Source organism: Paenisporosarcina sp. TG-14, assembly GCF_000297555.1.
GTDB classification, from domain to species: Bacteria; Bacillota; Bacilli; order Bacillales_A; family Planococcaceae; genus Paenisporosarcina; species Paenisporosarcina antarctica.
Genome location: NZ_AMGD01000065.1, coordinates 1 through 14,090, shown reverse-complemented (window position 1 = coordinate 14,090; position 14,090 = coordinate 1). Strand labels below are relative to the sequence as shown.

The 14,090-nt window shown below is 38.5% G+C and carries 11 protein-coding genes; 1 reads left to right on the top strand and 10 read right to left on the bottom strand.

Translation table 11 applies throughout. The features are described 5' to 3' along the window. Positions 1-162: 162 nt before the first annotated feature. The 7 genes from C406_RS0115965 to C406_RS0115935 form a co-directional block, all read right to left on the bottom strand. The gene (locus C406_RS0115965; RefSeq protein ID WP_017381660.1) at positions 163-1,587 is read right to left on the bottom strand and encodes an aldehyde dehydrogenase family protein; all 1,425 of its coding nucleotides are present in this window, start codon (positions 1,585-1,587) and stop codon (positions 163-165) included. Between the two features lie 75 nt (positions 1,588-1,662). Beyond that, positions 1,663-3,000, bottom strand: a complete 1,338-nt coding sequence (locus C406_RS0115960) for an aminotransferase family protein (protein ID WP_017381659.1) — start codon at positions 2,998-3,000, stop codon at positions 1,663-1,665. Between the two features lie 181 nt (positions 3,001-3,181). Beyond that, positions 3,182-4,486 carry an ArgE/DapE family deacylase gene (locus tag C406_RS0115955; protein ID WP_017381658.1) on the bottom strand — a complete coding sequence of 435 codons (1,305 nt, stop codon included), beginning with the start codon at positions 4,484-4,486 and terminating at the stop codon, positions 3,182-3,184. 30 nt (positions 4,487-4,516) lie between these two features. Beyond that, entirely contained in the window at positions 4,517-5,698 is a 1,182-nt protein-coding gene (locus C406_RS0115950) for a thiolase family protein (RefSeq protein ID WP_017381657.1), read from the bottom strand. Between the two features lie 13 nt (positions 5,699-5,711). Next, on the bottom strand, positions 5,712-6,356 hold the full coding sequence (locus C406_RS0115945) for a 3-oxoacid CoA-transferase subunit B (RefSeq protein ID WP_017381656.1): 645 nt from the start codon (positions 6,354-6,356) through the stop codon (positions 5,712-5,714). Continuing rightward, the gene (locus C406_RS0115940) at positions 6,341-7,015 is read right to left on the bottom strand and encodes a CoA transferase subunit A (protein WP_017381655.1); all 675 of its coding nucleotides are present in this window, start codon (positions 7,013-7,015) and stop codon (positions 6,341-6,343) included. The genes C406_RS0115945 and C406_RS0115940 overlap by 16 nt, the downstream gene beginning before the upstream one ends. After that, positions 7,002-8,384 carry an aspartate aminotransferase family protein gene (locus C406_RS0115935; protein WP_017381654.1) on the bottom strand — a complete coding sequence of 461 codons (1,383 nt, stop codon included), beginning with the start codon at positions 8,382-8,384 and terminating at the stop codon, positions 7,002-7,004. Before C406_RS0115935 ends, C406_RS0115940 begins: the two co-directional genes overlap by 14 nt. Positions 8,385-8,719: 335 nt before the next feature. Here C406_RS0115935 and C406_RS0115930 point away from each other — a divergent pair, with 335 nt between their 5' ends. Next, a complete protein-coding gene (locus tag C406_RS0115930) occupies positions 8,720-10,381 on the top strand; it encodes a PucR family transcriptional regulator (protein ID WP_017381653.1) in 1,662 nt (553 codons plus the stop codon). Between the two features lie 783 nt (positions 10,382-11,164). Here the strand turns inward: C406_RS0115930 and C406_RS0115925 are convergent. Genes C406_RS0115925 through C406_RS0115915 form a run of 3 tightly spaced genes read right to left on the bottom strand, consistent with a single transcriptional unit; the run spans position 11,165 to position 13,423 of the window. Further along, on the bottom strand, positions 11,165-11,887 hold the full coding sequence (locus C406_RS0115925; RefSeq protein ID WP_017381123.1) for an amino acid ABC transporter ATP-binding protein: 723 nt from the start codon (positions 11,885-11,887) through the stop codon (positions 11,165-11,167). 15 nt (positions 11,888-11,902) lie between these two features. Next, the gene (locus tag C406_RS0115920) at positions 11,903-12,565 is read right to left on the bottom strand and encodes an amino acid ABC transporter permease (protein WP_017381652.1); all 663 of its coding nucleotides are present in this window, start codon (positions 12,563-12,565) and stop codon (positions 11,903-11,905) included. Between the two features lie 24 nt (positions 12,566-12,589). Then, positions 12,590-13,423, bottom strand: coding sequence for a transporter substrate-binding domain-containing protein (locus tag C406_RS0115915; protein WP_017381651.1), 834 nt, complete (start codon positions 13,421-13,423; stop codon positions 12,590-12,592). Between the last annotated feature and the right edge of the window lie 667 nt (positions 13,424-14,090).

The following is a 14,090-nucleotide window of genomic DNA, read 5'->3' as shown; positions in this document are numbered from 1 at the left end:
TAGCTTGATGACATTGGGCTGAGGCCATGCCCGCGGAAAGCGTCCGCCTGGAACGGAAATCACCTATATATAAATTGACTTTTTCAGTGACCTCAGATGCATCTTCAGCCGTTTTTCGCCTCTACTATTGACCGTTACAAATGGCCATATTAGTTCGCAATGCTACCAGTTTTGATTCCAGACGATTAATTTCAACTCAGTCATTTCTTCGATTGCATATTTAATTCCTTCTCGTCCCGTTCCGCTTTCCTTAACACCACCATATGGCATGTTATCGACACGGAATGTTGGCACATCGTTAATCATGACGCCACCCACATGGAGATTTTCTGCTGCAGTCAAGGCGTTTTTTACATTGTTCGTGTAAATTCCTGCTTGAAGACCGTAGAGCGAGTCATTAACGTAGGAAATGGCTTCGTCAATTGAACTTATTTTATTAATTAATACGATTGGAGCAAATACTTCCTGGCATGAAACTTTTAATTGTGGTTCAGCATCTAAAATAACTGTTGGTTCAAGTATCGTCTCTTGTGCTTTTCCACCTATTACAACTTTTGCGTTACCTCTCTTTGCTTCTTCAATCCAACTAAGAGATCGCTCCACATCTCCCATTGAAATTAAGGAAGAAATATATGTTTCTGAATCCAGTGGATCACCTAACTTTAACTTTTTGGTTGCTTCTACAAATTTCTCTACAAATTCTTCATATAGAGCCTTGTGAACATATATTCTTTGTAGAGAAATACATACTTGTCCTTGATTTGAAAAAGCGCCCATGATGCAGCGATCAATCACTCGATCAATTTCTACGTCTTTATCAATTATGAGTGATGCATTTGAACCTAGCTCTAAGGTAGTCCGTTTTAGACCTGCCTTATTACGAATACCAATTCCAACACCAGGGCTCCCTGTAAACGTAACCATTTTCACCCGATCATCTTCAACTATGGCATCTCCTATAATACGACCCGCTCCTGTTATAACGTTTAATGCACCATCAGGTAAGCCTGCTTTTTGCAGCAGATCCGCAATAAATAGTGCAGACAATGGAGTTTGAGAAGCTGGCTTTAAGACAATCGAATTTCCAGACGCAATGGCCGGACCCACTTTATGAGCAACTAAATTCATTGGGAAATTAAACGGTGTAATCGCCCCAATGACACCAATTGGTTTACGTACTGTGTAACCAATTCTACCTACTCCTCCTGCAGATGCATCTAAAGGAATGGTTTCGCCGTGAATTCTTTTTGCTTCCTCAGCGGCAAATTTATAGGTCTCAATCGTACGCGCTACCTCTGCTTTTGAAAACATGATTGGTTTAGCTGTCTCTAGTGTAATAATTTTTGCTGCATCGTCTTCTTGTTCTTTTAAAAGTTCTACTAGCTTTTCTAAAATACGTGCTCGCTCATGGGCAGGCAAATTAGCCATCACATGTTGAGCTTCGTAAGCAGCTGTAATTGCTTGTTTCGCATGATCTTTATTTGCCACTGCAACCTCTGCAATAACTTCTCGTGTATAAGGTGAGTAAAGAAGAGAATATTCCTTTGTCTCAACTTTTTCACCATTTATTAACAAGTGTTTTTTCAAGCTTTTCACCTCAATTTTATTATTCCAAGCCAAAGCACCATTTAAACAAATTGTTCTTGTGGAGAAAAATAAACATTATTTAGTTTTTTCCTGCTGCTTTTCAATCGTAAGAATAGAATCATAAAGGATAGAAATCATTTTTTCTATTTCAGTTTTATCGATAATTAATGGTGGTGCAAATACAAGGGTATCTTGATTATCGAAAACGATAGCTCTACAAATGACTCCACGTTTTGCTGCTTCTACAACAATTAATGGCGACAAAGGAGATTCAAATCTTTCTTGAGTTACTTGATCTTTTACGATTTCAATGGCACCCATTAATCCTAAACCTCTAACATCACCGACAATGTCCAGATTACTTTGTAGCCATTGAAAACCAGTTAACATTTCCTGGCCCATTACTCTTGCATTTTCGATTAAGTTTTCATTTTCAATAATCTCAATATTTTTCAATCCAACTGCACAAGCTGTTGCATGACCACTATACGTATAGCCATGTAAAAGTGTACCCGTAGAAAGTTCAATGAGATCTTGATGGATTTTTTCTGAAAGCATGATACCACCTAAAGGCAGATACCCACTGCTAACGCCCTTTGCAAAACACATGACATCTGGTGTAACCCCATAGTGTTCGATACCAAAGTATTTACCTGTTCTTCCGAATCCTGTGATTACTTCGTCCGTGATAAATAAAATATTATACTCATTACATATTTCTCTTACTTCCTTAAAATAGTTCTCTGGAGCTATATGAACACCACCAGCACCTTGTACAGGTTCTGCAACGAATGCAGCGATGGTATCTGATCCCTCTGCTTCAATTAATTCACGAAGCGCTTGAGAGGAAAAGTTATCTACATGATAAAAGTCAGGGGCTAATGAATTAGTAAAATCTCGAAAAGGTTTTAACCCAGTTGCGCTTGTCGCGCCCATAGCAACGCCGTGATAGGATTTAGTTCGGGAGATAATTTTCTTTTTACTTGGTTTTCCTTTTAATATCCAATAATGTCGGACAAGTTTATACGCAGTATCATTAGATTCCGAACCGCCAGATGTAAAGAAAGTAGCACTTAAACCTGGTGGTGCAATTTGAGCAAGTTTAGCTGAGAGGCGAATGGCAGGTTCATTACTAAATGTTGAAAAACAAGAGTTAAAAGCTAACTTATTCATTTGATCCATCGCCGCTTTACCTAATTCTTTTCTACCGTGGCCAACGTTGACATTCCACAGGGAGGACATAGCATCAATAAAACAATCACCATTCACATCATAAAGATAAACTCCTTTTCCTTCTGTAAAAATTAGTGCAGCTCCCTGTTCTTGTTGTTGCTTAATTGGAGATGTGGGGTGGATAAAATGCTTTTTATCTAGATCTACTAATTCTTGAATTAAATTCTCATCTTTTTGCATTCTGATAACCTCCTTTACGTGTTAACAACTAAATTTTAAGGGAATTTCAAACGTATCACTTTAAGTCATGTTTTAATTTATAGATTAGTTTTAGCAGGGTGTACAAAACTTTACTGGCTTAACCAAGTTAAATAGTTGATGTAGCATTCTACATTCTAGCTTACTTCATTTAAGTTCATCATTACGGTTGTGATGATCCAGCGCGCACCCCACACCAATCCAGAATAAAGGCTGCATACGTTTTGGTTACCTCTTTAACGCTCTTTAAATCTACCCATTCATCTGCACCATGCATGTTATCTCCCACGGGTCCATAACAGGTTGTTGGAATATCGTAATATAAATTATATAATCGAATGTCTGTGGTAGCGGTGATTACTGTATAATCCATTTTTTCTCCTGTTGTACGTTCATGAGCCATCTCTAGTGTTTTAAATAATTCCTGATTAGTATCAAGAGAAACTCCTGCTGCATGAAATCCATAAAATGTAATTTCCGGTTCCATATTACGCAACCACTCATCTTTGCGTGCCTCTTCTAATAAGAAAGCTTTTACCTCATCCTTGATCTTTTGTGGATCTTCTCCTGGATAAAAACCAACTCTTGCTTCAATGGTACATTCTGAGGGTACATTCGATGGCCAATCACCTGAATGAATCATGCCAATATTCACATTTAACGGATGATTCACATTGGAAAAATCCGGATGTTTAGGCTGGGCATTAATATGCTTACGGTACGTTTGTAAAGCTTCAATTAAGACATACGCCTTTTCTATCGCATTAACTGCACGATCCGCACGTTCCACATGAGCACCAGAACCAGTAACCTTTATCCTCAACCATATAACTCCTACTTGAGCTTTCAAACCAACGAGACCGAATGGTTCAGGTATAAGAGCTCCATCAGCTATATAACCTTCCGCCAACGTAGTCAGCGCTCCATTACCGGTACATTCTTCTTCAATAACCGACTCCAGAATCACATCTGCGCCTAATTCAATTCCGCATTCTTTTATCGCTTTTAGCGCGTAACAAAATGCGGCAATCCCGGACTTCATATCCTGAATTCCTCGTCCATACATCTTGTCTCCTACAAGGGTTGCTCCCCATGGATCATAGCTCCATAAGGAAGCAGGCTCTGCACTCACGACGTCCACATGCCCTTGAAGAATGAGACTCTTTCCTTCTTTCGGTCCTTCACTTTTCCATGTACCAATGACCACAGGCCTGTCTTCATACGTCCATTCTGGTGGTGAATATCCTGGTAATTTAGAGATTTTTTCTACATCAGGAACAATCGATTTCGTGACAAGACCCAATTCATTCTTAAAAAATTGCGCCATAAATTCTTGAATAGGTGCTTCATTACCTAATGTACTTGGAAATTGTCCCATTTTTTGCAGAAACGAAACCTCTTCCTCCCACGACTCATCAATATGAGTAAACACTTTTTCAAGTGTATGTATATTCCAATTAGTCCCCAAAAGTATTCCTCCTCTTGCAAACGTTTATTATCAAACTTGCATATTTTCATAAATAACGGTCAATCCCATACCACCTGCCATGCATAACGTGACCATTCCGTATTTCACACCCGTACGGAGCATTTCATGCATTAGTGTCACGGTAAGTTTCCCGCCAGTAGCCCCTACAGGGTGACCTAACGCAATCGCTCCCCCGTTGACATTAACCTTGGCTGGGTCAAGATTCAATTCCCTTATAACGGCTAACGCCTGAGCGGCAAAAGCTTCATTTAGCTCAATCAAGCCTATATCGTCTAGTGTTAAACCAGCCTTTTTCAATGCCTTTCTCGTAGCAGGCACTGGGCCAATTCCCATCACTGCCGGATCAACTCCGACACTCGCAAAAGCTTTAATCTTGACTAACGGTTTTAGATTATAGTGTTTTGCCTTATCTTCGGACATCAACAATAACGCAGAAGCCCCGTCATTCATTGGACATGAATTTCCCGCGGTAACATCTCCGTCTTTTTGAAACATGGGTTTAAGACTATTTAATGCTGTTAGATTGATATCTTCACGAACCGATTCATCCGTATCAAATACAACTATTCCTTTTCGTGATTTTATTTCTAAAGGAACAATCTCATCTTTAAAGCGTCCTTCACGAATGGCTGTCGCAGCTTTTATATGACTGTCATAAGCGAAACGGTCCTGATCTTCCCGGCTAATGCCGTAGCGTTTTGCTAAGGTTTCTGCTGTACACCCCATATGTTCCTTTTCTAATGAACAAATAAGTCCGTCTGATAATAGAGCATCTTCCATTTCTACATTACCGAACTTACTTCCCCATCGATTTTTAACCACATAAGGTACGTTACTCATATTTTCTACACCACCGGCTATGATGACATCTTCCTGTCCAGCCATGATAGCTAATGCGCCATTTGTAATCGCCTTTAAACCAGATCCGCAGGCCTTAATAACAATATGCCCCGGTGTTGTGATGGGGAAGTTGGCTAATTGAGAGGATACCCTTGCAGCATTTAACCCTGTACCATGAACGTATCCATGACCAAATATAACTTCATCTACATAGTCTTTAGATAGAGAAGATTTTTGCATCAAACCTTCCAGCACTTGTCTACCCATTTCAGTGGCCGAAACATTTTTTAACGATTTACCAAACGCACCTACAGCGGATCGAACACATGCCACGATTACTACATCATTCATTTTTTTCTCTCCTTTATATGTCCACTATTAATTCTGCACTTGTATTCTCGAGAACATCCTGAACGCTATAAGGTGGCATAATTTCTTTTAATAATAGTCCTTTTTTTGTAACCTCAATAACCGCCATGTCAGTAATAATTAAATTTACACAGGCCTTCGCAGTTAAGGGTAAAGAACATTCGGCAAGGATTTTGGGCTGGCCGTTACTGTTAACATGACTCATAACTACAATAACTTTCTTCGCTTTTTGTGATAATTCCATAGCCCCACCAATGCCGGGAACCCTTTTTCCAGGAACAATCCAATTTGCCAAATCCCCAGTTTCGCTTACTTCTAAAGAACCTAAAATCGTCACATCCAAATACCCTCGACGTATAATTCCAAAGGATATCGTACTGTCAAAATAGGATGCCCCTTTAACAGTCGTGGCCGGTAATCCAGCTGCGTTGCACAGGTCTGGATCTTCATTTCCCTTCTTCGGGGTGGGACCAATTCCTAGAACACCGTTTTCCGAATGAAACATCACTTGAATATCGTCAGGGAGATGATTTAGAACGAGCGAAGGAATCCCTATTCCGAGGTTCACAATCATTCCGTCCTTGATTTCCTGTGCAGCCCTCTTCGCAATTCGGTTTCGAACATCTACTCCCATACCCATTTCCAATTCACTCCTTCACTTGGAACCACTTTATCTACGAATACACCGGGCGTTATGATCATATCCGGATCAAGTTCACCCAAATCTACAATTTCCTCTGCTTCAGCAATTGTAAAGTTCCCCGCCATCGCAACCAGGGGGTTCGTATTTCGTGCACTTTTGTTATACACTAAATTCCCAAATGTATCCGCTTGTTTAACAAGCACAATGGATACATCTGCAGTCAGTGCAGGTTCAATTAAATATTGCTTTCCATCTACCCATACTTGTTCTTTTCCTTCGCCTACCATGCTATCGATTCCAATATCAACAAGAATTCCACCTAGGCCAACTCCGCCCGCTCGTATTTTTTCAGCTAATGTTCCCTGGGGATAAAATTCTACTTCTATTTTACGATCTGACATCTGTTGACCTGCGCTTGGATTTGACCCAATATGTGAGACAATCAACTTTCTTGCTCTCCCATTGCTGACAAGACGCCCAATTCCGATATCTGGAAAACCTGCATCATTGCCGATTAACACTAGATCTTTTACACCTTTTTCTAATATCGCATCGATCAATGTGGGAGGTGATCCAATTCCGCCAAAACCGCCATACATAAGAGTTATGCCATCATGAATATGTGATAGTGCTTCTTCAATACTACAAACTTTCATTTATTTCAACCTCCTCTTGCGCTAATGAATTTAATAGACCTAATTCATCTTCTATTTCCTCAATTACTTCATTCAATATAGTTAAGAGTTCATCTACCTCTGTTTTCGTAATCACAAGTGGCGGGGAAATGATAATTGCATCACCAGTCACACCTTCATCACCTGCATTTGCTTGGTATACGAGCAAACCTTTTTTCATCGATTTCTTAATAACTAATCCCGAAATATTGAATGCTTTATTAAATGAACGCTTTTCAATTTTATTAGTAACAAATTCAATTCCTAGTAAAAGCCCTTCACCACGCACATCCCCGATGATGGAACTCTTTTTAGCAATTTCTTGTAATTTTTCTTTTAAATATTTCCCAGTGTCAGCAGCCACATCAACTAGCTGATGTTTTTCAATAAATTCCAATACAGCAAGTGCTACTGCAGTTGACAGTGGATTTGCACTATACGTATGGCCACTCATTATGGATTTTGAGCCTTTTAATATCGGATCCATAATACGATCACTAACTAAAGTCGCCGCAATCGGTGTATATCCTGCACTCATTCCCTTGCCAAGAGCTACAATATCAGGTTGAACTTCCCAATGTTCTATAGCTAACATTTTCCCCGTACGACCTATACCTGTCATAACTTCATCAGCAATAAATAAAACGTTGTAACGATCACATATTGTTTTTATTTTTTCGTAATATCCTGCAGGTGGCACTAACGCTGCAGCTGATGCCCCAACGATAGGTTCAGCAATAAAAGCAGCTATTTTATCTTCACCGGTACGTTGGATCACTCGTTCTAACTCGCTTGCACAAAGAAGATCACAACTTGGATAGGTCAGGTTGAATGGACAACGGTAACAATACGGGGCAGAAACGGAAGGTAAATCGTCGAGTAACGAGACAAATCTCTCTCTTCTCGCCACATGCCCAGACATTGATAATGCCCCCATCGTAATTCCGTGGTAACTCATCCAGCGTGAGATTACTTTAGTTTTTGTATAAACTCCTTGTTCTTGCCAATATTGAATGGCAATTTTCATAGCAGTTTCCGTTGCCTCTGATCCACTATTTACAAAAAAAGACCAATTTAAATCACCAGGCATAATCTCACTTAGCTTTTTAGCTAAAGCTTCTGCAGGTTCACTTGTAAATTGCGAGCGATAAACAAAGGAAACTTTTTTCGCTTGCTCATTCATGGCACTAATAATTTCTTGTACACCGTGTCCGATACTTGCAGTAACCGCGCCAGAAGATCCGTCTATATATTTTTTATTGTCCTGGTCATAAAGGTATACTCCTTTACCGTATTCAACCATTGGATAGTCCGCTTCTAGAATTGGTTTTATTAAATGGTCGCGATTCATTTTCGGATCCTCCCTTATTTATTAAATTAACTAAGATGTATTTTTATTTTTATAAGTTAAATTTTCAGAATTTTCCTTCTTGTAAATATTTTAATGGAATTTTTGGGGATTTTCTATTCGACACGCTCTATAAATTAAAAGAGAATTTTTGTACACCTTGTATAAAAATTTGCTATTTAGAGTCCTTTTTATTTATGATAAAATGACTAAAATCATTTCTATTTTAATTAAATATTAATTGTCCTATTGATTAGTATATTTTTATCCATACTGGTGACTAATGGGTTACTTTAAGGGATGCGTGAAATCACTTTTTACACGGGGGGATGGACAAAATGGCAATTAGCATAGAGGAAGCAATGGCGTTACCTATTATGAAAGAAACTAGGTTAGTTGCTGGACAAGATGGATTATCCAATTTAATTAAGTGGGTAACAATTGTTGAAGTGTTAGAAGATATTAACCGACTCCAAGAAGGGGAATTTTTAATTACTACTGGCTTTGGATTGTTGGAAAGTGATGATAAGAAGGAAAAATTTATTCAACTCCTCGGACAAAAGAAATTATCAGGTGTAGCCATGTATACAGGGTTTTATTTACCAGAAATACCTGAATCGCTTATCACTGTTGCTAACGAACATAACTTGCCTCTCATTGAGATTTCCACAGATATTAACTTTTCGAAGATAACTAAAGCAATATTAGAACAAATTATAAATAACCAAATGCAGTTACTAGAGGATTCTTTAAGTATCCATAAAGAATTAACAAGGCTTGTACTAGAAAATAAGGGTGCTAAAGAAATTACAACTACATTAGCAAACCTTACAGACGCGGCAATTATTGTTTATAATGACATTCAAACGATCGAAAATATCGTAACCAAAAATATTACTCTAAATATACTGGCTAAGACTGGGCTCAATATTGATGGAGAAGAGTTCAACTTAAAAGATAAACTTGAAAGTAGTTCAAAATTGAGAATTCCTTCACATTTCCACACACTAAATTACCATGTTTCCATTTATCCGATTATCGCTAACAACCAATCTTATGGATCGATTGTTGCCATTAAACGAAGTGACATGTGGCGTGAGATGGACGACATAGCTATCGAACATGCAGGGACTGTGTTCGCAATTGAAGCGTTAAGAAAAGTAGCCATTGAAGAAACTAGGCTGCGCCTACAAGGTACCTTTTTAGATGAGATTATTGATGATCACATTACAAATAAAGCGTATGCTCTTGAACAAGGAAAAAAACTAGGCTACGACCTTTCTAGTAGCCAAGCATTTTTTTACCTATATATTCAAAAAAATAAATCAGAGTCTAGTGAGCTCCAGTCATTAGAGTCAAAGCTATTTCAAACCGTTAATGAAGTGCTAAAGAATAAAAATCAAGCCTACATGGGTCGAGCTAAGCTAGACTCGTTAATGTTATTAGTTAATATAGTTGGGGAAACGGATCAGGAAAAAGAGCAAAACTGTTATTGGCTCGCAAAAGAAATCAACAAACAATGGCTCTATTTCTTTCCGAAAGATCCTTTAATTATTGGGATTGGCAGATGTTACGATGGTATAAGTATGCTTTCTCAAAGTGCAAAAGAAGCTCAACTAGCTGTTTCCTTATCAGGGGTACTGATTAAACCTAATACAATCGTTCATTATAAGGAGCTTGGGACTTACCATTTACTTATTAACATGAAAGAAGCCGGTATCGATTTAGAAAAGTTATACAGTGACACGTTAGATCCACTGCTCAAACATGCTCGTCAAGGTACTGATTTGCTTGAAACGTTAGACGTTTACCTTTACAATAACCAAAATATACAGATAACGGCAGGAGAGTTATTCATACACCGTCATACACTAAAATATCGACTCAACCAAATTGAAACAAAAACTGGATTACAGCTAAAATCAGCCGATGACCGTATGCAGATTCAACTGGCAATTATGGCTTATAAATTACTTACTCAAACAGGAGAAATACATTAATAGTAGTTCTCAAAATTTGCCCAATTATTATATAACCAATGACAACTAAAATTATAAATTTTCATTGTGTTTTATTACAAAAAAAGATATTCCATAACTTTGGTTTTCGGGTCGAAACCTACTACACTATAACCTGAAGAATGAGACAGCCTTCTATTTAAGTCTAGTGATTTCCGTTACAACGCACTTTCATGTTTCGAAGCTAGCGTAGCGATGCAGAAACAGACGGACGCTTTCCGCGGGCGGTCCGTGAGTCTCCTCGTCGCAAGCTCCTGCGGGGTCTCACCGAACACGCTTTTCCCGCCGGAAAGATATTGGACGAACTGTCTATTCGTCCAATATCTTTGCGACGAGTAACCGCAGGAGCACATGTTTTCTCGCCGCCTTTCACTCCAATCATTCACCTGTTTAAAAAACAACAGTGATAACCATATAGTTTTAAAAATAAATATTAAAAATCGTCCTATTTTGTAAAATGAAAGTACACACACCTATATTTAGATAGGATGATTTTTTATATGCAATCCAAGATTACTAAACAAGAATATATCACTGAAAAAAATTCACTTTCACTGAGAGGAAACTTCTAAAAAAGGAAATCACGACTTCACATTAGTCGATTAACGAAAGTCACATCAAAGAAATTTCATTTTAGCATGTTAGTCTCCATATACTAAAAACACCATGAACACTGGGTTCTTGACACATCAATTTTATATACTTTCTTATTTTACAAAAAGGCCTCACCTGCCAGTTTCCTACTGACAAGTGAGGCCTTCCTATTTAATCGACTAACTGAATGAATTGTCTCGTTCGTTCGTGACTTGGATTTCCAAAGAATGTTTCTGGATCAGCGGACTCAATGATACGTCCTTCATCCAGCATAATGATGCGATTAGCTACATTGCGCGCGAACTTCATTTCATGCGTCACAACAATCATGGTCATGCCTTCTTGCGCTAATTGCTGCATAACTGCCAACACTTCTCCGACTAGTTCTGGGTCGAGTGCTGACGTGGGTTCATCGAATAATAACACTTTTGGTTCCATCGCAAGTGAGCGTGCGATGGCAACACGCTGTTTTTGTCCACCTGATAGTTTACTCGGATACACATCTGCTTTATCAGACAACCCTACTTTTTCAAGTAGCTGCTTCGCCAACGTAATGGCATCTGCTTTCTTCATTTTCTTCACAATCATCGGCGCTTCTATGACATTTTCTAATACCGTCATATGTGGGAATAAGTTAAAGTGTTGAAACACCATTCCGACTTCAGCTCGAATTTTTGAGAGTTTATCATTCTTTGGATTGACTAAGTGGCCATCAATCTCGATGGTTCCTTCATTAATATGTTCTAAAAAGTTAAAGCATCTAAGCAATGTACTTTTACCTGAACCACTAACTCCGACAAGAACGACCACTTCAGAAGGAGCGACTTCGAGATCAATGCCTTTTAATACTTCTAAATCGCCAAACGATTTATGAATATTCGTCCCTTTTAACATATGCGTCCCTCCTTCTTATTTGTCGACATTTAGTTTGTTTTCATACAGTTTCAATAAATAGGTAAAGATCATCACGAGTACTAAATAATACACCCCGACCACTAAATACGTTTCTAATGATTGGAATGACTGCGCTGCTTCACGGTTTGCGATGGAGAATAACTCTGACACCCCAATAATATAAACTAAAGATGAATCTTTCAATGTAATAATAAACTGATTACCAAGCGGCGGAATCGAGCGTTTTAAAGCTTGTGGGAAAACAATACGACGCATACTTTGCGACCTTGTCATTCCTAGCGAGCTACTCGCTTCACGCTGCCCTTTATCAATCCCTTGTATGGCTCCACGGAAAATCTCCGCGATGTATGCCCCGTTATGAATCCCGAGTGCAATCGCTCCTGCCCAGAAACCCGAGAGGACGATGAGTGTCGTAATCCCAAAATACAAAAACATAATTTGGACAATTAACGGTGTCCCTCGAATAATCGTAATGTATAAATTAGCAATTGTTTGTAATACTTTTGAGCGTGAAATTTTCATTAATGCAAAGATTAACCCGAGAGATGTACCTAAAACGAGAGCGACAGCCGTAATTTGCAAGGTGGTGAGTGTCGCTTCTAGGAAACCTGGATACGTTCGCAAAAAGACTTCAACTACCGTTTTTAAAAGTTCCATAGCAATCTCCCTTTCTCTTCTAAATTAATTCAGAATGTCAATACCTTCTAAATCAACATCAAGAAGATTACGTTCGAACCATTTGTTTGAGATTTCTTCATATGTGCCATCTTCTACTATTTCTTCAATCGCTTTATTAATCCCTTCTAATAATTCCTTATCTTCTTTACGTAAAGCCACTGCCGCTTGTTCAATCCATAATGGTTCGCCTACATCTTTAATTTCCAATCCAGCTGCAATGGCTTCAAAACCAACTACATCCGCTGTAATGACGGCATCTAATCGTCCTTCAACCGTTAAATCATTTAACGCGACAACATCACTATTGTAGTACTTGACATCATCCGTATATCCTTTTGCCGCAGTATCGTACGTACTTTGTGCAACAACACCGATTCGTTTACCTTCTAAATCTTCTGCAGAAGTGATTTCATCACTACCTTCTGGCACGAAAATCATCCCACCCGAGTAGTAGTAAGGATCTGAGAAGTTTACGCGTTCTGCACGTTCGGCTGTAATAGCCATTGATCCAATAATGACATCAAAATTACTAGCCAGTAGAGATTGTGTAATGGTTTCCCATGGGGTTGTGATTGGATTTGGTTCTAAGCCCATTTTTTCGGCAATAGCTGCGCCGATTTCCACGTCAAAACCAGTAAGTTCACCGGCTTCTTCATAGTTAAATGGTTTGTATAAACCACTTGAAGCGTATGTTAACTTTCCATCTTCTTTTAAGTTATATCCTGACTCTTCGCCTGCTCCAGCGTTATCTGTTGTTTCTTCTTTATCACTTCCGCAACCTGCGATTAACATAGCTGTAGCAGCGACTGCAGTTAAAAATGAGAACTTCTTTTTCATAATGAATCTCCCCTTATATGTTTTTTTATTGTAACTTCTGTGTTAGCAATTCCATTACTACACGATTTTTTTGCCTTGCTTGACTTCAACACCTGGTAGACCAGTAATAATATTATTGTAGCCAGTTTTATATGTACCCATTTTGCATCCCTAAATCTCTTATACATCTCCCTTCTTCGAATGTTGAAACTCTCTTCAACAATTTAAATCTTCTGAATTATTAAATCTTACCACACAATTTCGCTCTATTAAATGTACAGCAAAACAAAAAAGACACTCGTTTTATTGTACACGGTGTATAAAATTTACTGATTGACTTATTAAAATGACTCCCTTGTTCATAGTTCTAAACTAGTTGAATGGAGAGGTGATTGGTTATGTAAATAGATGTGATTTCTATTTCCCCCTGGTTGCAGCAACTGAATATGCATTCGGTTAACATGCTGTAATTCAGTAAGATAGCGAAATCGAGTAGATTATTTCAAATCAAGCAAAAAGGAGCGGCAGCACCTACTTTTACGTTATTCCAACCGTAAAGTAGGCTTTTTTGTGTTGCAGAATAATCACTTCAGAAAAACTAAAAGAATATAAAAATAATTGTCTCCTATCCAACCATTTTGTTCTATGTAAGGACTATTAGGGTCAATCACCTGATATCCAAACAAAC